This window comes from Sodalis glossinidius str. 'morsitans', assembly GCF_000010085.1.
In the GTDB taxonomy this organism is placed as follows: Bacteria; Pseudomonadota; Gammaproteobacteria; order Enterobacterales; family Enterobacteriaceae; genus Sodalis; species Sodalis glossinidius.
Map to the genome: position 1 here is coordinate 3708479 of NC_007712.1, position 21730 is coordinate 3730208.

Annotated in this window: 15 protein-coding genes, 5 pseudogenes and 1 riboswitch; of the genes and pseudogenes, 6 read left to right on the forward strand and 14 right to left on the reverse strand. The window is 51.8% G+C overall.

The window, feature by feature from the left end:
- Positions 1–229: 229 nt before the first annotated feature.
- Positions 230–952: a helix-turn-helix transcriptional regulator gene (locus tag SGP1_RS19705; protein ID WP_011411947.1), complete on the forward strand. Its 723-nt coding sequence runs from the start codon at positions 230–232 to the stop codon at positions 950–952.
- Here the strand turns inward: SGP1_RS19705 and dusA are convergent.
- Positions 932–1963 carry a tRNA dihydrouridine(20/20a) synthase DusA gene (dusA, locus tag SGP1_RS19710; RefSeq protein ID WP_011411948.1) on the reverse strand — a complete coding sequence of 344 codons (1032 nt, stop codon included), beginning with the start codon at positions 1961–1963 and terminating at the stop codon, positions 932–934. The genes SGP1_RS19705 and dusA overlap by 21 nt on opposite strands.
- Before the next feature lie 1060 nt (positions 1964–3023).
- On the opposite strand from dusA, the gene rcsA reads away from it, so the two are divergent.
- Positions 3024–3677, forward strand: a complete 654-nt coding sequence (gene rcsA / locus SGP1_RS19715) for a transcriptional regulator RcsA (protein WP_011411949.1) — start codon at positions 3024–3026, stop codon at positions 3675–3677.
- Between the two features lie 11 nt (positions 3678–3688).
- Here rcsA and SGP1_RS28400 read toward each other — a convergent pair.
- The 4 genes and pseudogenes from SGP1_RS28400 to zur all read right to left on the reverse strand — a co-directional run bounded on the left by SGP1_RS28400 (position 3689) and on the right by zur (position 6130).
- Positions 3689–4310, reverse strand: a pseudogene (locus SGP1_RS28400) (transposase).
- A 64-nt stretch (positions 4311–4374) separates the two neighbouring features.
- On the reverse strand, positions 4375–4848 hold the full coding sequence (locus SGP1_RS19725; protein WP_011411950.1) for a metallophosphoesterase family protein: 474 nt from the start codon (positions 4846–4848) through the stop codon (positions 4375–4377).
- 4 nt (positions 4849–4852) lie between these two features.
- Positions 4853–5038 carry a hypothetical protein gene (locus SGP1_RS19730; protein ID WP_041867236.1) on the reverse strand — a complete coding sequence of 62 codons (186 nt, stop codon included), beginning with the start codon at positions 5036–5038 and terminating at the stop codon, positions 4853–4855.
- A 582-nt stretch (positions 5039–5620) separates the two neighbouring features.
- Positions 5621–6130: a zinc uptake transcriptional repressor Zur gene (zur, locus tag SGP1_RS19735; RefSeq protein WP_011411951.1), complete on the reverse strand. Its 510-nt coding sequence runs from the start codon at positions 6128–6130 to the stop codon at positions 5621–5623.
- 172 nt (positions 6131–6302) lie between these two features.
- Between zur and SGP1_RS28405 the strand changes: the two are divergent.
- A pseudogene (locus SGP1_RS28405) lies at positions 6303–7225 on the forward strand (IS5 family transposase).
- A 230-nt stretch (positions 7226–7455) separates the two neighbouring features.
- Positions 7456–7695 carry a hypothetical protein gene (locus tag SGP1_RS19750; RefSeq protein ID WP_041867238.1) on the forward strand — a complete coding sequence of 80 codons (240 nt, stop codon included), beginning with the start codon at positions 7456–7458 and terminating at the stop codon, positions 7693–7695.
- Between the two features lie 781 nt (positions 7696–8476).
- On the opposite strand, the gene SGP1_RS28410 is transcribed toward SGP1_RS19750, so the two are convergent.
- Positions 8477–8638, reverse strand: a complete 162-nt coding sequence (locus SGP1_RS28410) for a CsbD family protein (protein WP_243466311.1) — start codon at positions 8636–8638, stop codon at positions 8477–8479.
- A 525-nt stretch (positions 8639–9163) separates the two neighbouring features.
- Entirely contained in the window at positions 9164–9772 is a 609-nt protein-coding gene (gene lexA, locus SGP1_RS19755; protein WP_011411953.1) for a transcriptional repressor LexA, read from the reverse strand.
- Between the two features lie 370 nt (positions 9773–10142).
- On the opposite strand from lexA, the gene plsB reads away from it, so the two are divergent.
- Positions 10143–12602: a glycerol-3-phosphate 1-O-acyltransferase PlsB gene (gene plsB, locus SGP1_RS19760; RefSeq protein ID WP_011411954.1), complete on the forward strand. Its 2460-nt coding sequence runs from the start codon at positions 10143–10145 to the stop codon at positions 12600–12602.
- Between the two features lie 173 nt (positions 12603–12775).
- Here plsB and ubiA read toward each other — a convergent pair whose 3' ends face one another.
- The 7 genes and pseudogenes from ubiA to pgi all read right to left on the reverse strand — a co-directional run bounded on the left by ubiA (position 12776) and on the right by pgi (position 19776).
- Positions 12776–13600 carry a 4-hydroxybenzoate octaprenyltransferase gene (gene ubiA / locus SGP1_RS19765; RefSeq protein WP_424141182.1) on the reverse strand — a complete coding sequence of 275 codons (825 nt, stop codon included), beginning with the start codon at positions 13598–13600 and terminating at the stop codon, positions 12776–12778.
- 60 nt (positions 13601–13660) lie between these two features.
- The gene (ubiC, locus tag SGP1_RS19770; RefSeq protein WP_011411956.1) at positions 13661–14194 is read right to left on the reverse strand and encodes a chorismate lyase; all 534 of its coding nucleotides are present in this window, start codon (positions 14192–14194) and stop codon (positions 13661–13663) included.
- 226 nt (positions 14195–14420) lie between these two features.
- Positions 14421–16326, reverse strand: a pseudogene (locus tag SGP1_RS19775) (YjbH domain-containing protein).
- 3 nt (positions 16327–16329) lie between these two features.
- Positions 16330–17004, reverse strand: a pseudogene (locus SGP1_RS19780) (capsule biosynthesis GfcC family protein).
- A pseudogene (locus tag SGP1_RS34495) lies at positions 17001–17402 on the reverse strand (YjbF family lipoprotein). The pseudogenes SGP1_RS19780 and SGP1_RS34495 overlap by 4 nt, the downstream one beginning before the upstream one ends.
- Before the next feature lie 26 nt (positions 17403–17428).
- Positions 17429–17671, reverse strand: a complete 243-nt coding sequence (locus tag SGP1_RS19790) for a hypothetical protein (RefSeq protein ID WP_041867239.1) — start codon at positions 17669–17671, stop codon at positions 17429–17431.
- A 455-nt stretch (positions 17672–18126) separates the two neighbouring features.
- Positions 18127–19776: a glucose-6-phosphate isomerase gene (pgi, locus tag SGP1_RS19795; protein ID WP_011411958.1), complete on the reverse strand. Its 1650-nt coding sequence runs from the start codon at positions 19774–19776 to the stop codon at positions 18127–18129.
- 283 nt (positions 19777–20059) lie between these two features.
- Positions 20060–20256: riboswitch (Lysine riboswitch) on the forward strand.
- Positions 20257–20365: 109 nt separating this feature from the next.
- Here pgi and lysC point away from each other — a divergent pair.
- Positions 20366–21730 (forward strand): lysine-sensitive aspartokinase 3, encoded by a 1365-nt coding sequence (lysC, locus tag SGP1_RS19800; RefSeq protein WP_011411959.1) that lies wholly within the window; start codon positions 20366–20368, stop codon positions 21728–21730.

Here is a 21730-nt window from a genome sequence, read left to right on the forward strand (position 1 = left end):
TACCGGCGCATAAATAATCGAAAGAAGGTGGAATGCAGGTAGTAAAACCAATTATTTATCACCTCATTAATAACTAATAACCTAAGCCGAGGTAATATTACACAATGAGAAGTTTGGGCAATATTTTCACGCTATTAAACATAAATTGACATGAAATCAGGCTGGATCAGAAATAACATTTGCGGTAAAAAATAGAATGGACATGCGGTATTTGCAAAAAGGACTTTATATGAACAGCGATTGCCTATCTCGCGATACTCAAGATAGCGTCATAGCACCGCAGCTGCTAATGCTATGGGAATCTTCCCGTGAGCCCTGGGGCGTCAAGGATCTTGATTCGCGCTATCTTTATGCCAACCATGCTTATTACGATCTGCTGAATATTAACCCAGCACTCTTCACCATTCCTGGTCGTTTCGATCATGAATTACCGTCACCGGTGGCGGATTTTGCCTCACATTTTCAACTCCACGACCGCTGCACTATCAAGCAACAGGATCGCCTCTGTTCCATCGAAATTCACTGTTACGGCCGGGAAAAGCTTATTCAACCTTATTTTTTTGATAAATATCCACTTTATCACCAGATTAGCCGAGAGTGTATCGGCTCCATTTTCCATGCGCGCAAAGTCGAGGACGTCTCGCTGCAGAAGCAGCTATGCGGTAAAAGCCCCGGCTATTTTCTGTTTTATCCGCCGGAACCGATCTTTACCGAAGGGGAATTGGACGTCATTTTTTTTGTTCTGCAAAACATGAGCAGCAAAGTCATTGGCCGTCATCTTGGCCTGTCGCACCGCACAGTGGAGAACAAGCTCCAAGGTATTTATCAGAAAGCGGGCGTACACTGTTTACGGCAGTTCAGCGAATACAGTAGGCACACCGGTTTTGACCGTTATGTGCCGCAAAAATTTCTGAAACCGCTAAGCCAGTTATTAATGCTGGATGCAAGATAGCGCTTTAATAACCACATCGATACCTGCGCCAGGTCGGTGAGCGTGCTCGCTCAAATAGCGGCGCCACTGCCGGGCGCCCGGCATTCCCTGAAACAGTCCAAGCATGTGACGGGTAATGTGACCCAGCGCTGCGCCTTGGGACAGCTCGCGCTCGATATAAGGCAACATCACATCAATCACTGCCGCCTGATTCGGCAACGTATCGGCATCGCCAAACAGTTCACTGTCGACCCGCGCCAGGATGCCCGGGTTTTGGTAGGCTTCCCGCCCCATCATCACACCATCAAGCTTTTGCAAATGTTCCCGTGCGTCGTGCAGCGTTTTAATCCCGCCATTAAGCATCAATCGGAGCGCGGGAAAATCCCGTTTCAGCTGATACACGCGATCATAATCCAGCGGCGGAATTTCGCGGTTCTCTTTGGGGCTCAGGCCATTGAGCCATGCCTTACGGGCGTGAATTATGAATGTTTCGCATCCGCCGTGCGTGGCGACGGTATCGATAAATTCACACAAAAACGCGTAGCTGTCCTGCTCGTCAATACCGATGCGGGTTTTAACCGTAATCGGCAGCGTCACCGCCTCGCGCATAGCGGCAATACAGGCCGCCACCCGGTCCTTTTCAGCCATCAGGCAAGCGCCGAAACGACCGTTCTGCACCCGATCGGAGGGGCAGCCTACATTGAGGTTGATTTCATCATAGCCTCGCTCTTGTGCCAACTTGGCACAACGCGCCAGCGCATCAGGTTCGCTACCGCCCAGTTGCAGCGCCAGGGGGTGTTCCGCGTCGTGGTAGGCCAAATAATCGCCTTTGCCAAACAATAAAGCTCCGGTGGTCACCATTTCCGTGTACAACAGCGCGCGGCGACTTAGCTGGCGCAGAAAAAAACGGCAATGACTATCGGTCCAATCCAGCATAGGTGCAACGCTGAATCGGCCTGGTGCAAGCGTTATAGGCCCTGCCGAGATTAAAGTGGACGGCTGGCTGTTCTGTTGAAAGCGGTTTTCAAGCATGGCTGATAGTTTCACGTCTGTTCAAGCAACTAAATCCCCGTTCAGCACAGTGAAAGAGGGCACCGGCAGGGAAACTTCCGCTAGATTCTAACACAGAAAAGCGATCGCCGGGGTTTAGTCCCCGCTGGAGGGTGAACCTTTACCAAATAGGGATGCAGACTCAAATCGCGGCAAAGACTGCCCCGTATGAGCCACGCTCTTTGCCAAACAGGCAGCGCGCCGGTGCGCTCGATGTGAAATGAAGTGATTGTTCACGCCGGTTAAGCTGCTCACTCCGGGTACGACAGCCCTCAGTTCCCGGCGCCAGTGCACCGCGGTATCATAGCGCCCGCCTCGGTCAGGCAACGATATCAGTTAATGTGTAATGTAGCGGAAAGGCATTCGGCGCCCTTTATTCATACCTGTACTCATGCATGGGTATTAAAACGGACACGGGCGATAACCTGCGGCCAGTGAGCCTAAAACCCAATGCTAAGGAAATGGCTTTGCAGAGGATGTCTTTTTAGAACAGTTATCATTGACGACTCACGCTGATATGTACCCACGCTAACCGGATGCTCCCTTTTTTCACCCGGGAAAGTTTACTTTGATCCAGTGCCTGTAAGGCCAAAGCGTCAGTAATACAGCCGCCCTGCATCCCTTATCACCGTTGCTGCCCCCCTACGGAATCACGCGGTCAAGGCATGTATACATCAACTTCGGCTAACCATGGCCAGGGGGCTGATGAGATCATTTTGTCCCAAATTGCTTACATGGCGTCCCAATACCCAATGGACGGATTTACAAAATGCTAAGTCTGTTCTATCAAAAGAAAGCTGGGCATTGAAAATGCATGTCGATGTTGTCTAGGGCAAAGAACCCCATCCAATGCGTCAATTGTGAAACCCTATTTGCAACACTGTGAGGACTTTTGACTGCTAATAACGGCCGATTCATATCATCGCCACCGCTTTGCGCGCTTTCGATATTGATGACAACGCGCACTGACGAGTAGTCTGACATGGTAGCCAACTAATAATCTCTTTTTCCCGATGGTGAAAAAGTTACCAGACTGAGCATTATGACAGCCTTTATCCTTGATCATTGTGTTTTTACCCGTAGCGCCATGCGATCATTATTAAATGAAGGTGATTTGGGAGAAAATATCTATACTCTCAATGATGTTTTGAAATTAGATATGCTATGCCAAAAATTAACGCCTGACATTGTCATTATCAGTCAGCGGTATATGCATATGCAGGATAATGATCGTATTCTCAAGGCATTAATCGAACGGCTGCCGCGCACGTTTTTCATCATTTTCATCGGTAACGAGAACATTGTCTATAAAGCGATTATCCCCATCAAGAGTAATGTTATCGTAACCTCCAAGTTTCTTGCCGTTGATGATTTTAGTAAACTGCTGCGCCATTTTTCCGGTCAAGAAAAGTATCCTCTTGCCCCTACGGTAAAACGATGTGCACCGCTGCGGTTCAGCAAGACTGAAAGACAAATCTTGGCCATGTGGATGGCTGGCGAGAACACGAAAGCCATCTGCGCGCACCTGAATATTAAGGATAAAACGCTGTCGTCACATAAGATTAATATAAAGCGAAAAACGAACGCCGATAATAAACAGATTATTTATTATATTCTGAAGATTGCTGAAAGCGTTACCGATGATCTTTATGCGGCTTTGTTGAATAAATCAGAACTTGTGACTATGCCCCCCTAGCAGATCGATTGTTATGCGATCCGGATGCTGTTCGGCATTCCTAACAGCGTCATTTTGTTAAGCGTTTTGAACCGGAATATAGCTGTTTTAGCCACTGAGCGTCGATGATAGCCCACTTGCTTTTTCCATACATCGTTACTGCCGCTTAGACGCTGATTCGCAACGGCGTAGTTACGCTCATGGTATCGGTCTGGCCAATATTGTGCCCCACCTCGTGGAGAAATAAGAGGCCTTATTTTCTTCCTCAGCAGAGCATCATGACAGTAGCGGGTATCGTAAGCGCCATCAGCCAACGCTTCCCTGATTTTCCGCTGGTCTGGTTTATCAGAGCTGGTAGGGCCTGAGCATCCGTCGTACTGATCAGCGAGTAGTCTGGGCATCTTAGCAGCAGCACCATCAGTTTAAAAATGGCGTCAACGAAGCCTTGTAAAGCCCTTAACGAAAGGCCAAACACGTGTTTCATCATCAGAACAGTGGTGATAGCCATATCTGCGTAGTGAAGCGACCGGCCACGCCGTTCAGGCGTTGTTTTTTCCGTCCATGCAACAACAGCCATATCGTCAGAGCCCCGCGCTGCTTGAGAGCTTTGTTGTAAGTGGACCAGTTGGTTATTTTAAACTTTTGCTTTGCCATGGAGTGCAGATGTTGAAATGACGGTAGTGATCTGAGCAGACGATCACCTAAAAGTTATATTTATTCAACAAAGCCTTAGCTTGCCATAAGGCCGTTGAATAAATTCAATCACGCTAAAGCCATTGTGTATATGACCGTTAAGCATGACAATTTGCGGATAATCGCTAAACAATTTCTTTAACATTCCATCTTGATCGCCAAAACCGCCATATAGGCCCGCTCGCCAATGCGAATCGTTAAAAGCTTGGTGCGTGACTATAAAAATGGGTTTATGGATATAGCTGTTTTCAGCCAGTTTTTCCTTCAACCATTTTACTGAATCATCATTCAAATGCATCATGTCTTTAAGGCCGAGATCGGTATTCAAACACAAGACGTGATAGTCATTAAACCAAGCATCAATACACATAGTATTATCATAATACTTGATGCCGAATTTATCCAAATAGTCATGATATAAGTTAACCAAATCCGGGTCTAAAGAAAAACCTTCTCCGGCACCTGTTCGTACATCGTGATTCCCCAACATAAGCATCATGGAATTATGCTGTAAAACAACATGTTATGATCGATAGTGCTTTATCTCTTTTAGCATGCACATCCCTGATATCCCCTGCCATAATCAATGCTGTGGCGCCATTCTTCACCATATTGTTTAATGATGTGGTTAACACGTCATTCTCGTGTTGACCGTCATGATGAATGTCACTGATGACTCCAATAATCATTTTTTCGCTCCTTTACGATTGCCGATTTTCAACTAATGTCGAGTGGAACTTACAGTCATGCATTAACATTAATATGAATGCCATGGATTATAAATATAACGGTTTTATCGCTTGTTGTTTCAACAGTCTGTTTTGTGATGCAGGATTGAATAAAGTAGATTACGCCGCAGTACGGCTGATAGGGGGCGACCTGTCACCTGTGTTGTAAATACACTCTTTAGGTTCATTATGGCAAACGTCGGAGATAACCCCGTGAAATCAACGCAGATGACTTTGCTTGTTAAGGAATCAATTGCCGCCAAGACAAGCCGTCAATAGATTAGTATTAGAGGGTTTCATTTTCCCAAATTACTTTATCTGGCGTTAACCCTTTTTTAGCTATATACTTACCATCGGAAATATAAGCACTGGATTGAGCAGAGCTGGCAGAGCCTGGAACCGATGATAAAGCACCGTGGTCAAAGAGACGGCCACTCAGGATTCATGCGCAACAAGTTTGTGTCATTTTGCGGGCTATTGAGCAGCCTAATGGCCCGGATAGCCATGCTGTTTTACAGGAAAGAGAAATTCGGCAAGAGGATGCTAGCGTTTTTTTATTGCCACGCTGTGGTCATGTTCACAGGCGTCAGGATGTTGACATGCCTGCACCTCACTACATTGTGGACAAAAGCCATGCGCCTCTACCACGTTATAGGAGAGAGTAAAACCGGCCGCCGCCGCCATACGCTGTAAAATTTCGTCTATCCCCTGCGTGGTCTGCTCTGTCACCTGACCACAGCGGTCGCAGATAAAGAAAGCGGAAGCATGGGATGGTTCCGCGAAATGATGGCACAGTACAAAGCTGTTGGTGGACTCGACGCGATGAACAAAACCTTGCTCAAGTAAAAAATCCAGCGCACGGTAAACGGTCGGGGGTTTTGCCTGCGGTTCAGATTGACGCAATAAATCCAGCAAATCATAAGCACTTATCGCACCATTTTGTTGAGACATCAGCCGCAGGACTTCCAGCCGTTGCGGCGTCAGACGGACATTGCGCTGCTCGCACAATTCTTCGGCCTGGCTGAGAAGAGGGTTTTCAGTCGTTGTTTTCATGATGCTCCCCGGTTGCGGTTTCTCAATCTATATTACCACGAAGACACAAAAACCACGACTAAAGCTCGCTCAAGCGCTGTATAGACGGGCATAAAGGGCTTTGTTGAATAAACTATAACTTTTAGGTGATCGTCTGCTCAGATCACTACCGTCATTTCAACATCTGCACTCCATGGCAAAGCAAAAGTTTAAAATAACCAACTGGTCCACTTACAACAAAGCTCTCAAGCAGCGCGGGGCTCTGACGATATGGCTGGATGAGTCGGCAATTGTTGCATGGACGGAAAAAACAACGCCTGAACGGCGTGGCCGGTCGCTTCACTACGCAGATATGGCTATCACCACTGTTCTGATGATGAAACGCGTGTTTGGCCTTTCGTTAAGCGCTTTACAGGGCTTCGTTGACACCATTTTTAAACTGATGGTGCTGCCGCTAAGATGCCCAGACTACTCGCTGATCAGCAAGCGAGCAAAGACAGTTAAGATCAGCATAAAAACGCCGACCCGTGGTGAAATCTCACCTCTAGTCATTGACGGAACCGGCCTGAAGGTCTTTGGCGAAGGCGAATGGAAAGTCCGACAGCATGGTGCCGACAGACGGAGGGTGTCGCGTAAGCTGCATATGGCCGCAGACAGTGTAACGCATGAGATTATCTGTGCTACTTATCGCTCAGCGGTACGACGGATACTCAGGCCCTACCAGCTCTGATAAACCAAACCCTGCGGAAAATCAGGGAAGTGTTGGCTGATGGCGCTTACGATACCCGCTACTGTCATGATGCTCTGCTGAGGAAGAAAATAAGGCCTCTTATTCCTCCACGAGGTGGGGCGCAATATTGGCCAGACCGATACCATGAGCGTAACTACACCGTTGCGAATCAGCGTCTAAGCGGCAGTAACGATGTATGGAAAAAGCAAGTGGGCTATCATCGACGCTCAGTGGCTAAAACAGCTATATTCCGGTTCAAAACGCTTATGGACGATCATCTAAGTCTGTATGGCTATGATGCGCAGGTAGGTGAGGCAATGGCGATGGTCAAAGCGCTTAACAAAATGACGCTGTTAGGAATGCCGAACAGCATCCGGATCGCATAACAATCGATCTGCTAGGGAGGCGTAGTCACAAGTTCTGATTTATTCAACAAAGCCGCACGCTGGTTGAAATTCCCAGCTTGACCAGAAGAGAAAATGGCGTTAAATCATCGGGTACCGGCTGGTTGATAAAAACGAGCCAGGATGAAATGGTGTTTGAAGCATGAGATTTTTATGACAATAAGAAACTTGCTGAATATAACCAGGTTATTAAGCTGCCACCCTTATCGGTATTGGTCAAAGAACTCAAGGAGATAGAAGCAAGTGAAAGCCAGGATCTGCTTGCCGAAGCATCAATGTTAATGAACAAAAAATATGTTGATGATATGCCTGACGGGAACGCTACCCAACAAGGGCAAAGTCATTATAATATTGATAAAATTTATGATGAGGAAACGTGGCAGCGTATAGAGGCGTTACGGCAGGACATGATTGACTATTTGGGCGAAAAAACGCTTATTTTCTGTCCATAAATAATGGTAAAGCCATCACGGAAGCATCATTACGTGCCGCATTGAAAAAACATGATCACATATCGATAAAAATGGTTAATGGTGGCTGGGCACCCCAAAGTTTTTGTTCCTTCATTGACCGACGTAGACAAAACACTAAAAATTGCCACTAACGCCATCTATCAGACAACGGTTTACCACGACAATAAAGAGGTCATGCTCAATACGGGAGAGTCCTTAACGTTAACCACAAGAGTGGCTTGGCATGAGGTGAATTAGCGATAACGGCCAGATAACGTTGTCAGCGACGAAAAAGTGAGACACCACGTCTTCCCTATACTTAGCGTTGAGCCTGTGGAATTAAGCGCCAAAGGACATTTTGCGGGTAAGATGCTTTAAGGGGAAATAAAGCGTTTCATGGCGCAGAATGGAGCAATGAAATCCTAGACTCAGAGTAGCGATAGGTGCGAAAACCATCTTGATGAGCGTTGCAGGAGAGGGATATTTTGGGGTTAAAATTAGGCTCATGCAGTGTATTGAAAGCAATATTTTACCTGTGGGTATCTGACTTGTCTTATTTTCACTTACGGACACTTCGCCACAGAGAAAATACAGCAGACGTACCGTACCAATGCGGCAGCCACCTGATGATTGGCAGAGGATTGAAATTTGGTCAATGAAACGCCCGGGGAAGATGGGTCATACCTTGCGATAAAAAAGTTGGTACATCCCTGTACCTTTGGGTAGGAACATCTCGGTAGACATGGCATTAACTCACTCTACCTTTGTTGCTGGAAACCGCTTACCATCGGTATTTGTTGCGGGTTTCCCAATCTTTTACTTCTGTTTCGGCAGCTCCTTTGCCGTAACCATAACGTTCCTGTATCTTGCCGACTAATTGATCGCGTTTCCCTTCCACAACGGTCAAATTATCATCGGTGAGCTTACCCCATTGTTCTTTGATTTTACCTTTAAACTGTTTTCAATTGCCGCTGGCTTCGTCTTTATTCATGTTATAACTCCTTTGTAGGGTAGTTTATGAATTACCTTGTGCCCTAGCCTGAATCCGCAGATTCAGCCAAACCGTGCGAAAAGGGTATTAGCTATGGTTTATAAAAATTATAGCAGTGGATTTGGTTAACGTAGCTTTTATCAGACGATTCCATCGCAAATGGCCTCTGTGAGCAGAGATATCGAAATAACGCCTGTGAAAACAGAGAGAAATCAGCGGTCAGTTGACCAGTAAGTCTGTAAACAAATGTGTCTGAACGCCCTGAAAACCTGGCGGGGTCAACACGTTGTAACAAAGGATACAGCAGCAAGCAGGATAAGGTTAGGAAGTACTCACACCAAATGGACGCATATAAACCCGACGGCGCCTGTTTCAGCATCAAAAGGATTAAGGCTGTAGGCGTGGAGGATGAAGGGAAGGGAATATAAGGCAACACGCAAGCGGGGACAGCGTTACGCTCCCCCCGCAGTGCTCGGATTAAAGCCAGTTGCCGTTGCGTATCACGCCAACCGCCAGCCCTTCAATAGTCAGCTCTTGCTGCCGCAGGTCCACCACGATCGGGTCAAACTCACTGTTTTCCGGTAATAGTTCAACAATGTTACCCTGGCGTTTCAACCGCTTAACGGTAACATCATCATCAATGCGCGCCACAACAACCTGGCCATTGCAGGCATCCTGCGTTTTATGTACCGCCAGCAGATCACCGTCCATGATGCCGATATCCTTCATCGACATGCCGCTTACCCGCAGCAGGAAGTCAGCATGGGGCTTAAACAGGGCGGGATCCACCTGATAGTGGCTTTCAATGTGCTGCGTTGCCAGCAAAGGCTCGCCGGCGGCCACGCGCCCAATCAGCGGCAAACCGCTTTCTTCTTCTATCATCAGCCGAATGCCGCGCGACGCGCCGGAGACAATTTCAATGGCGCCCTTGCGCGCCAGCGCTTTCAAATGCTCTTCCGCCGCATTGGGCGAACGAAACCCCAGACGCGACGCAATCTCGGCACGCGTGGGGGGCATGCCGGTCTGCGTGATATGGTCGCGGATCAGGTCAAAAACCTCTTTTTGTCTGGTGGTTAGCGCTTTCATTCCGCCCCCTGTTTGTTTATACAGTTTTTCTGAGAGTATATACAGGTCATTGCCAATTGAAAACCGAAAACGCGCGAAATAGGGTGTCATTCACGATAATATAGGCCCCTTGCCGTTGCGTTTCTGGCAACGGGGCACCCAAGCACGGGAGGTGGCAACGTTTACGCCGTGGTCAGATGCCCCTGGATTATTCACCGCCGCCGGCAGATTACCGGCAAGTATCAGAAAACTCGAACCCAGCGGGCATCATTTTTGCGCGCGATACTGCAGCGGCCGCCGCTGTGGCCCCGGACAGTGGCGCCGCCACAGATCCGCCGTGCGGTTTCTGGTATGCTTGCATCGTATTGCTAACAAGAGGCTTCACAGAGATATGTCAGGTTGGCGTAGAATTTATTATACGTTGTTGGATTTACCGCTAAAGTTGCTGGTAAGAAGTAAAGTTATTCCGGCCGATCCGCGCGCTGAAGCCGGCCTCGATCCCCGGCAGCCCATGATGTATATGCTGCCCTATAACTCCAAAGCGGACCTGCTCACCCTGCGTATGCAATGCCTGAAACAGGGTTTGCCCGACCCGCTGACGCCGCTTGATATCGACGGCGTCACCCTGCCGCGTTATGTATTTATTCATGACGGCCCGCGCGTGCTGACGTGGTACGCGGAAAAGTCACAGTCCGTTTCGCTGTTTCATAACTATCTCGATTTGCACCGCTCCAATCCTGCGCTGGATGTACAGTTGGTGCCGGTATCGGTCATGTTTGGCCGTTCGCCCGGCAGGGAGTCGCAAACCTCCCAGCCGGCGCCGCAGTTGCGCTTGCTGAACGGTATCGAAAAGTTCTTCGCGGTGCTGTGGCTCGGGCGCGACAGTTTCGTGCGTTTTTCGCGGCCGCTGTCGTTGCGCTATATGGCCACCGAGCACGGCACCGACAAGTCTATCGCCCAGAAACTGGCCCGGGTGGCGCGCATTCACTTCGCCCGGCAGCGGCTAGTGGCGGCGGGGCCGCGCCTACCGGTGCGCCAGGATTTGTTCAATAAGCTGCTGGCGTCTAAAGCCATTGAAAAAGCGGTGGAGGATGAGGCGCGCAGCAAGAAAATCTCGGTAGAAAAGGCGCAACAGAACGCGATTGAACTTATGGAAGAAATCGCCGCCGACTTCTCGTATGAAGCGATCCGCCTCTCCGACCGGGTTCTGAGCTGGACCTGGAACAGGCTGTATCAAGGGCTGCACGTACGCAACGCCGAACGGGTGCGTCAGCTGGCCGAAGAGGGCCATGAGATCGTCTATGTGCCTTGCCACCGCAGCCATATGGATTATCTGCTGCTTTCCTATGTGCTTTACCATCAGGGGCTGGTGCCACCACATATCGCCGCCGGCATTAACCTCAATTTCTGGCCGGCAGGGCCGATTTTCCGCCGTCTGGGTGCATTTTTTATTCGCCGCACGTTCAAAGGCAACAAGCTTTATTCCACGATTTTCCGCGAATACCTGGGCGAGTTATTCACCCGCGGCTATTCAGTGGAATATTTCGTCGAAGGCGGCCGTTCCCGTACCGGACGGCTGCTGGAGCCGAAAACCGGCACGCTGACCATGACCATCCAGGCCATGTTGCGCGGCGGCAATCGCCCTATTACGCTGGTGCCGATTTACGTCGGCTATGAACATGTGATGGAAGTGGCGACGTATGCCAAAGAATTGCGCGGCGCGGCCAAAGAGAAAGAGGGGCTTTGGCAAATGATGCGTGGATTGCGCAAGCTGCGCAATCTCGGCCAGGGTTATGTCAACTTTGGCGACCCCCTGCCCCTGGCGACCTGGCTGTCGCAGCAAGTGCCGCAGTGGCGTGATTCCATCGACCCGATAGAAGCCCAGCGCCCCAGCTGGCTGGCGCCGGCGGTGGATGAGATTGCCGCCACCCTTATGGTGCGGATTAACAACGCCGCTGCAGCCAACGCCATCAATTTGTGCTCCAGTGTGCTGCTGGCCTCGCGCCAGCGCTCGCTTACCCGCCCGCATTTGCTGGCGCAGCTGGCCTGCTATTTTGAGCTACTGCGCAATGTGCCCTATGCGCCGGACATCACGGTGCCCGATCTGACGCCGGAGGCGTTGTTAGCCCATGCGCTGGCGATGAACAAATTCACCGTCGAGCATGACACCATCGGCGATATCATCTGCTTGTCGCGCGATCAGGCCGTACTGATGACCTATTACCGCAACAATATTCAGCATCTCTTGATTCTGCCGTCGCTGGTGGCAAGTATCATTTGCGGCCATCCGGGGATCGAACGTGCTCAGTTGCAGCAGCGGATCACTCTCCTTTATCCGCTGTTAAAAGCGGAGCTGTTTATGCGGTATAGCAAGCAAGAGTTATCGCCGGTTATCGACAGCCTCATCGCCGAACTGGCGCGTCAGGGACTGGTGGACGCGCAGGAAACGCGGCTATATCCGGCGCAAACGCGTCTGCATGTTCTGCAACTGTTGGCCGCAAGTGTCAGAGAGACGCTGCAGCGGTATGCCATTACCTTTTCGTTATTACGCGCCAATCCGCAGCTTAACCGCGGAACGCTGGAAAAAGAGAGCCGCATTATGGCTCAGCGGCTATCGGTATTGCACGGCATCAACGCGCCGGAATTTTTTGATAAAGCGGTGTTTTCAACGCTGGTGGCGACGCTGCGCGCCGAGGAATATATCAGCGATACCGGCGATGCGATTGACGAAAAGGTCAGTGAGATGTGCGACATTCTCAGTGAATTGATTACTCCCGACGTGCTTGGCACCATCGAAAGCGCCAGCTTACTGGCACACGGACCGGCGAGTGCGGCACTGCCGGCGGACTAGCGGCTACGCTGCCCTTTACGCCCCGCGGCTATAGCATCGCGCGCCGCCTTAGTAAACACTTTCGCCGGCGCCGTTCACCGCCGGCGTTACTTTATACGCACCGGCGACATCTGCCGGAAGACGCATTGGTGCAAACGCCGCGCTAACGCGCTGAAACGCGTTTGAGACAGGGGTCAATAGGACAGTAAGCTCAGCAAAATGCCGACAAAAATCAGCATCCCGACGAGGTTATTATTTAAAAACGCCCGGAAGCAGGCCTCCCGTTCGCGGTCGACGATAAGCTTTTGTTGCCAGAGGAACAACCCCGCCGCGCCCGCCAGCGCCAGATAGTAGATCCTGCCAAGCCCGAGCTGCCAGCCGATAACGCCTAGCAGCAGCAGCGTCGCCAATTGCAGCAACCCAATGATAAGCTTATCGAAACGCCCAAACAGGATGGCGGTGGATTTGACGCCGATGCGCAGATCATCATCCCGATCCACCATGGCATATTGGGTGTCGTAAGCCACCGTCCAGGTAATATTCGCCAGGAACAACAACCAACAGCTTAAAGGTAAAGACTCACTTACTGCGGTAAACACCATCGGTATCGACCAGCCGAACGCCGCACCAAGCACCAGCTGCGGCAAATGCGTATACCGCTTCATGAAGGGGTAAACCCAGGCTAACGCCAGCGCCACCGTCGACAACGCGATGGTCATACTATTTAGCGTCAACACCAGCGCAAAAGAGATCCCCACCAGCGCGCCGAACAACAGTTTGGCTTCTTTTTCACCTATCGCGCCGCTGGGCAACGGGCGGGCGCGGGTGCGTTTAACATGACCATCTATTTTTCGATCCGCATAATCGTTTATCACGCAGCCGGCGGCGCGCATGAAGAAGACACCCAGAATGAACACCGTTAACGTTCCCAGCGCAGGTATAGCCATACCCGCCAGCCACAAAGCCCATAGCGTCGGCCACAGCAGCAGCAGCGAACCGATAGGCTTATCGATTCGCATCAAACGGCACCATGCCTGCCATCTATCCTGTGTCAGACTGTGATCCAACGGAATTCTCCTTTACTGTTGTGGCGCATCGCCGCCGCTAATATACAGCGGGCAGTCGGGTAAAAACGCTTCCGTCAGCAGCAACGGTTGCCCCTCGGTAAGCCGCAGGCGGGCGCGTCGCGCCCATAACGTGCCAACCCGGCCGAATTGGATAACGTCGCGCGCCGGCGGACGGTGGCGGAACAGCCATTGCCCCAGCGGCACATCCCCCAGGCTCAGCACCTGCTGCGCCGGCCCCGCCTCCGCGGCGGCGGGCACCAACGTGCGCGCGGTCAACCAAGGACGGTCATGACCATACAGCACCACCTCCCGGAGCCAGAATCGCCCGCAATCCGGCAATAACGCCGCCTCCCACGCTTCGATGCAGGCGGTGACAAACCCTTCACGATAGCGCCGGACGCGAATTTTCCCGCAGTGCTTTTCAAGACGTTGAGTCATCGACCCGCGCTCGGTCAGCCAGCTTCGCGTGGCGTCGTCGGGCCACACCGGCGGCTCCTGGAGCCAGCGAATACCGTCAAGTATCGCCACTATGGCCTGATCCTGCATAGGGTCCGCGCTCCCGTACTCAAAGATTTCATTGTAGCCCAGAACCTCCATTCATTGACATGTCGTAAACACAATCCGGCGCGCCATGCACCACTGCGGGCCACGGCGGCCGCTACGATAAACAGTAGGCGCGCGCAGCGGTAAAAACACCACGTTCAGGACCGTCTGTCGGAAAAAAAAGGCCTCCCAGAGGAGGCCATCTGCATTGTGAATCGCGCCAGCGCGCTTATTCTACCGCAGGCGACCGTTCGTCGGTCAGGCCATACAGGTAGTATTTGCGTCCCACCATCTGGCCGTCGTCGCGGGTGAGCGGCGTCCAGTTGAACTGCGCACGGGTCCAGTTCGGCGTGACCGTCAGGACATCCAGCGGGATTGAGAGATAGAAGCCTTTAGTAAAGGAACCTTCACCGTATTCCTCTTTCGAAACATTGGTGAAGGTCGCATACGCACCGGCGGTGATACCACTGTCGAAACGTTTCGAGAGGTCAAACGTCACCCCTTTGTCCTTCGCCAAATATTGCCCGACGCTCGCCTTGACCAAAACGCCCTTCAGGAAGGTCGGCTGCCAATAGCCCGTTAAATTACCGGTGGCGACTTTATAATATGTAAACTTTATCATATTGTTCCAATCGCGCTGTTTGACGTAGTTACCGTCAACGCCCAACGCCCAGTTTCTGTCCAGCGGACGGTATGGGAATCTGACGGCGGTTCGGTGTAGTTAAATTTATCGTAGTTGTTAACGATATTGCCAAACAGGCTACCCGACAACGACCAGTGATTGGTCAGCCAGTAATTGGCCGTGCCTTCCACGCCAATCTGATACATGTAGAAGCTTTCCGGGCCGCCGAAGGATTGATTCAGCACCGGCGACCAACTCAGCTGCAGCCGGCTGCGATCAATATAATAGCCTTGCTCAGCGGTTTTCGGCACGTCAGGCTCGACGCGGCGCTGAATCAACGGCTGCTCATGGCCCAGCGGGTAGCCTTCCAGTGTATCCTGCAGACTATGCACATTGGTTTCGGTCGTCACCATCGGCATATTTTCGCGCATTTCGGTGACTTTCAGCGTATCGATATTTTCCGGCAGATTATTCACCATAATGCGGGTGGCGCGCGCCCTCCGCGCTATCGCGGTACTTATACTGTTGGCCGGTCATATACATGGTATGACCTTTAAACTGGATATGCGGCGACGAATAACCAGCGTTGCTCTGCATGTCGGTCAACTGCTGCGCCACGACCTGATATTGCAGGATCTCCGATTGCGGATGCGGGGCGTAATCCGGTTTCTTCTCGTCGATATGCTGCTGTTTGAGATCGTTGAAGTTGGTGCGCAGCGTAAAACCGAACATGAAGGTATTGCCTCGCTCGTAGCTTACGTTAACATCCTCCCAATCGGCGACGCGGTAAATCGCCCCGACGTTGACGGGTGATTTCTGATCGAGGGTTCCGGCGAAATCATCCTGGTAATTGTTGCCTTCGTACTCGACTTTCAGGCGCAGCGTCTGGCATTCAACGCCGCCAAAGACGGCCGAAGTCCCGTGGAAAAAGGAGCCGGTATTGAAGTTATCGGCCTGGCGGTTGGAGTTATCGCGATAGCAATAGCTGTCCTTGACCTTACAAAACGGGTTGGTGACGTTACCGCGGCTGCGAGATAGCCCATCCCAAGCCGAGACTGAAATCGAACGGTCCCCAGGCCTTGCTGGCGGCGATGAATTCGCTGTCAAACAGACCTGTACCGCCAAAGTCACGTACGCCCACCGACAATTCGGGCAGCCAGTAGCTTTCCTACAGCACGCGCAGCTTGAAATCAATGCCCTTATCTTTATAGGTCTGATCGCCGCTGAAACTTTCCACGCCGCTGTATTGCAGTGTACGCACATCGGTATAGCGGATGGTGCTTTCCAGCCAAGGGAACAGCTGTAAGTTCAGGGAGTAGAAACGGTACTGATCGTTATCGCGATAGTTCATGCTGAACTCGCCTTCCCGCGCCATACGCCCGGTTGGCGTTTGCAACAGGCCCACACCACCCTGATCCATTTGCGACGGCCCTATCGGCGCGGGGTAAGAAGCGGCCTGACAGGCGCTGGCCACCGATAGTGCAATAAAACTGAGAAGATATTTTTTATTCATCAGTCAGGGGGGGATCCGGTGAGTCAGTAAGGAGACAATTTGTTCATTTACATCCCGGTAGGCCCTTGGCAGTGACCAGGAAGAGAACCCGACGTAGATGATGCTGCCCGGCGCCACTTCCACATGACGGTGATTCCAGTACGCCACGGGCACTTGCTCGGTCTTGCCATCAGGCTGAATAACTCAGACCACGTTCTTTTCCGCGCCGCTAAAGCGCTGGTGGGTTTGCAGATATTCGGCGACATCGCGACCGGGCTGATAGGGCTGCGGGCCGGCAGGCGTCGTGACGCCAACCACCTGTATGCTGGTGGGCCGGGATAACGTATAAACGCTATATTCGCCGCTCAATCGGCGATTGGCCTCGGAACGCAAACGTATCCAGTCCGGATCCAGCGGCACAAATTGCCGCCCGGTTATCCGCATGGCGGCCAACTGCGCGCGCACCCTGTCCACCAAGTCGGCCAGTTCGCCGTCATTATCGCCGCGCAGTTCAGCGCTGAAAGCACTTAATCGAGCCAGCAACTGCTGTTGCGCCTGCTGCTGTTCCAGATTGGCGGCACCTTGCAACACCAGCGCCTGGGATTGCCCAGGATAATGAATCGCCACCCGGCTGTCGGCCATGGCGGACGCAATAAAACCAGCACATAAACTCACGGCGACTAAGAGTTGTTTTTTCATGGTTTATAGGGATTTAAGATGGTGGTTTCGATCGGGAAGTAGTCCGGTCCGATAAATTGTTCGGTTTTTATCACGGCACCGGATCGCGCATCCACCCAGTAGCGGTTATGGTAATGCGTCTTGAGTTCTGTCACGGTGACATCTTCCTCAAGCACTCGGGTCGCGCGGGGGACATTGGGTATCGTCAGCGTTTCATTATCCGCCAGACTAAAGCGGGAAATAAATGTCGCTGCCCGCAGTTGGCCCTTTTCTGTCCAGGAACGGGTGGACGTTCATTCGGTACCATTTAGAATGCGATCGGGATGGATGAGGGGATCGGTGTCGAGGTTGTTCACTTCCAGCAGGTTATCCGTCAATCCCAGAGTCTTGACGAGACGCCCGTTGCGCGTCACCAGCATAGCTTGCGCGGGTAGCCCATTTCAAATTACCCTGTTCGGCATACGCCAGCACTCAGGCCGGAAGCCGTTGCGCCACCTGCGGTGCCGCCCTGGTCAGTACCGGTGGTGGCCAGTGCTGCGATAGCATAGGAACCACTCGCCATCAACGCTGCAGCTATTACTACACTTAACAGTTTTTTCATATTAAATACCTTTAACTCATGAATATAATTACTATAAATAAATTTAATATTTATATAAAATATATAATTATAATAAATATAATGCAATAAAATACAGGTTGCATTCTTGACTCATGAGAAGGTCGAAAAAGTGCTGAAAGGTGGTTAAGAACGGACTATTGTGGACTATTACACTACTATGTTGTCACGATGTAAAATTAAATATCGCCATCGCTCCTTTATGGTCGCGATAATTTGCTGAAAGGCATACAATATTGACCCTGCCTAAGGTAAAAAGTTGCAACGATGTATTACGTTAACGCCTGTGGTCAGTAGCAATAATGCAGATAAAGAATTGGCATTAACCTATTGTTTTATAAATATTAAAGATGGAAAATTATCGTTAATTTTTACAGTAATTATCCGACACCTGCCGGTTTTTTTTAAGAATAACCCTAAAAGTGTTTCTAAATCGCTACCGCCGTCACGCTTTACTCTGTTGATCGCCAGGCGCTAACAGAATGGCGACCAGAAACTGGCCGCGTGCTCTCAAGAAAAGTTTATCAGTGACGCCAGGATTTATAGCGATTGATCAGGCCGTTGGTGGAACTATCATGGGCATCAATCGGATTATCCTGCGCCAATTCCGGCAGAATGCGGTTGGCGAGTTGTTTGCCTAACTCAACGCCCCACTGGTCAAAGGTATAAATATTCAATATCGCCCCTTGCGTGAAAATCTTGTGTTCGTACAGCGCAATCAGCGCGCCCAGACTATAAGGGGTAATCTCGCGCAGCAAGATGGAGTTGGTGGGGCGATTGCCCTCAAACACTTTAAACGGCGCAACATGCTGCACTTGATCCGGTGATTTCCCGGCCGCGCTGAATTCCTGCTCCACCGCTTCGCGTGACTTGCCGAAAGCCAGCGCTTCGGTCTGAGCAAAGAAATTGGAGAGCAGCTTGGCGTGATGATCGGTAAGGGGATTGTGGCTGATGGCAGGCGCGATAAAGTCGCAGGGGACAATTTTAGTGCCTTGGTGGATCAGCTGATAAAACGAATGCTGACCGTTGGTGCCCGGTTCACCCCAAATAATAGGTCCGGTTTGATAGCTGACAGGATGCCCCTCACGATCGACATATTTCCCGTTCGACTCCATATTTCCCTGCTGGAAATAAGCGGCGAAACGGTGCATGTATTGATCGTAAGGTAAAATCGCCTCCGTCTCCATGCCGAAGAAATTGTTATACCAAATACCGATGAGCGCCAGCAGCACCGGTAAATTCTTATCCAGCGGCGTCGAGACGAAGTGGTGGTCCATAGCGTGCGCGCCGCTGAGCAGTTTTTCAAAATTATCGAAACCGAGCGACAGCGCAATGGACAGACCGATGGCGGACCAGAGCGAATAGCGGCCTCCCACCCAATCCCAGAACTCAAACATATTCTCGGTATCGATGCCAAATTCCGCTACCGCTTTTGCGTTGGTAGACAGCGCGGCGAAATGGCGGGCGACATGTTGCTCATCCCCGGCGGTTTTCAAGAACCAATCCCGGGCGCTGTGGGCGTTGGTCATGGTTTCCTGGGTAGTAAAGGTCTTGGACGCAACCAGGAATAACGTGGTAGCCGGATCCAGGTCTTTTATCGTTTCGGCAATATGCGTTCCATCCACGTTGGACACATAGTGCATATTGAGATGATTTTTATAAGGCCGCAGCGCCTCGGTCACCATATACGGGCCAAGATCGGAGCCACCGATGCCGATATTAACGATATCGGTAATGATGCGGCCGGTATACCCTTTCCATTCGCCGCCGATTACCCGATCGCAAAATTGTTTCATTTTTACCAGCACCGCATTAACGTCCGGCATGACATCTTTGTCGTCCACGTTAATCGGCGTATTGCTGCGGTTGCGCAGCGCAACATGCAACACCGCTCGATCTTCGGTACGGTTGATTTTCTCGCCGCTGAACATGGCGGCGATAGCCTCCTTGACGCCACACTCTTCCGCCAGCGCCAGCAGCCGGGTCAATGTTTCGGCGGTGATGCGGTTTTTCGAGTAGTCCACCAGCATCTGATCGTTGAAGGTGGCCGAGAAAGAGGAAAAACGCTCAGGCTCCTGCGCGAACAGGTCGCTTATCTGCACGTCTTTCATCGTAGCGAAATGTTGTTGCAGCGCTTTCCAGGCCGCGGTATGACTAGGATTGATATCTTTCATAACAATACTCTTATAGGTGATTAAATCGTCGCATATTTTTTCGATTGTATCGCTTAACGCCGCGCAGGGGATGCCTTTTCTTGCGCTAATGATATCGCCTGGTGCCAGAACCGGCGTCACCTTGCGGCATGCCTTTATTCAGCCTAACAGACTCACGCTGATTTTCCTGCTGCAAATTACCGTCTCCGGGAAACGGGCCGGCGATAATAAAATCACGCCTTGCTACGTTGACATCACCGTTATTACCCGTTATTTATAATGGCCTAGTGACGCATCTGATGCGTTAACCATAAGAGGCGCGTCGCACAGGCAGGGTGTGTGAGAATCCGTTTTCCCGTGACCACACCTCAGGGGGAGCGATGCCGAGACGATAGCGGGCATACGGGCCGGCCGCCGTCGACCACAGGGGCTGAATCCCCTGGGTTGTCACCAGCATTATTCGCCACCAGGCGATCAGCACAGTGGGGCGCTTCTGGGTGTACCGTAGCCAACTTTTACGCCTGCTTCCTGTTTCCCGCGCTTGACTCGTGCCTGGTCTGTTTTCACCGATGTCATCAGCCATCGCATCCGACACGAGGCATTTTTAGGCATGTCAAACAACTCTGCTGTTCCCCTGCGGGTAGCCAAATTCGGCGGCACCAGCGTGGCCGATTTCGACGCGATGGACCGCAGCGCGGATATCGTTTTAGCCAATCCCTCGGTGCGTCTGGTGGTGCTTTCCGCCTCGGCCGGCGTCACCAATGTGCTGGTCACACTGTCGGAAGGCAACGAAGCGGAGCGCCGCGCCTACTATCTGGATGAAATCCGCCGCATTCAATACAGCATTATCGACCGTTTGGCGGAGCAGACGGTGATCCGTGAAGAGATCGACCGGATGATCGATAATATCGCCATGCTGGCCGAGGCGGCGGGTCTGGCGACGTCTCTGGCACTGACCGATGAGCTGGTCAGCCACGGCGAATTGATGTCAACGCTGCTGTTTGTGGAAGTCTTGCGCCAACGCGGCGTGCCGGCGGCGTGGTTTGATGTGCGTAAAGTCATGCGTACCAACGATCAATTCGGCCGTGCCGAACCGGACAGCCATGCCCTTAAGGCGCAGGCGCGCACCCTGCTGCTGCCGCGCCTGGAAACTGAGCTGGTCATCACCCAAGGCTTTATCGGCAGCGAGGCAAAGGAGCGCACCACCACACTCGGACGCGGCGGCAGCGACTATACCGCAGCGCTGCTCGGGGAAGCGCTGGAGGCGGGGCGAATCGATATCTGGACCGATGTGCCCGGCATCTATACCACCGATCCGCGCGTCGTGCCGACGGCCAAGCGCATTGACGAAATCAGCTTCGAGGAAGCCGCGGAAATGGCCACCTTTGGCGCCAAAATTCTGCACCCGGCGACGCTTCTGCCGGCGGTACGCAGCGCGATTCCGGTCTTCGTCGGCTCCAGTAAGGATCCCGGCGCTGGCGGCACGCTGGTGTATAATCACACCGACAATCCGCCGTTGTTCAGCGCTTTAGCTTTGCGCCGGCGCCAGACGCTGCTGACATTGCACAGCCTCAATATGCTGCACGCCCGCGGTTTTTTGGCGGAAGTGTTTAATATTCTGGCGCGGCATGCCATCTCGGTGGATCCTATCACCACCTCCGAAGTCAGCGTGGCGTTGACCATGGATACCACCGGCTCCACCACCACCTGCGCGAGCCTGCTCACGCAGGCGCTGCTGACCGAGCTCTCCTCGTTGTGCCGGGTAGAAGTGGAAGAGGATCTGGCGTTAGTGGCATTGATTGGTAATAAACTGTCGCAGGCCTGCGGGGTGGGAAAAGAGGTGTTCGGGGTTCTGGATCCGTTCAACATCCGGCTTATCTGTTACGGCGCCAGCAGCCATAATCTTTGCCTGCTGGTGCCGGGCCACGACGCCGAGCAGGTGGTGCGAACCCTGCACAGCGCGCTGTTCGACTGA

Bases quoted from the DNA above. Each gene is read 5' to 3' on its own strand.
- SGP1_RS19705 (WP_011411947.1), top strand. From the start codon at position 230: ATGAACAGCGATTGCCTATCTCGCGATACTCAAGATAGCGTCATAGCA.
- dusA (WP_011411948.1), bottom strand. From the start codon at position 1,963: ATGCTTGAAAACCGCTTTCAACAGAACAGCCAGCCGTCCACTTTAATC.
- rcsA (WP_011411949.1), top strand. From the start codon at position 3,024: ATGACAGCCTTTATCCTTGATCATTGTGTTTTTACCCGTAGCGCCATG.
- SGP1_RS19725 (WP_011411950.1), bottom strand. From the start codon at position 4,848: ATGATGCTTATGTTGGGGAATCACGATGTACGAACAGGTGCCGGAGAA.
- SGP1_RS19730 (WP_041867236.1), bottom strand. From the start codon at position 5,038: ATGATTATTGGAGTCATCAGTGACATTCATCATGACGGTCAACACGAG.
- zur (WP_011411951.1), bottom strand. From the start codon at position 6,130: ATGAAAACAACGACTGAAAACCCTCTTCTCAGCCAGGCCGAAGAATTG.
- lexA (WP_011411953.1), bottom strand. From the start codon at position 9,772: ATGAAAGCGCTAACCACCAGACAAAAAGAGGTTTTTGACCTGATCCGC.
- plsB (WP_011411954.1), top strand. From the start codon at position 10,143: ATGTCAGGTTGGCGTAGAATTTATTATACGTTGTTGGATTTACCGCTA.
- ubiA (WP_424141182.1), bottom strand. From the start codon at position 13,600: ATGCGAATCGATAAGCCTATCGGTTCGCTGCTGCTGCTGTGGCCGACG.
- ubiC (WP_011411956.1), bottom strand. From the start codon at position 14,194: ATGCAGGATCAGGCCATAGTGGCGATACTTGACGGTATTCGCTGGCTC.
- pgi (WP_011411958.1), bottom strand. From the start codon at position 19,776: ATGAAAGATATCAATCCTAGTCATACCGCGGCCTGGAAAGCGCTGCAA.
- lysC (WP_011411959.1), top strand. From the start codon at position 20,366: ATGTCAAACAACTCTGCTGTTCCCCTGCGGGTAGCCAAATTCGGCGGC.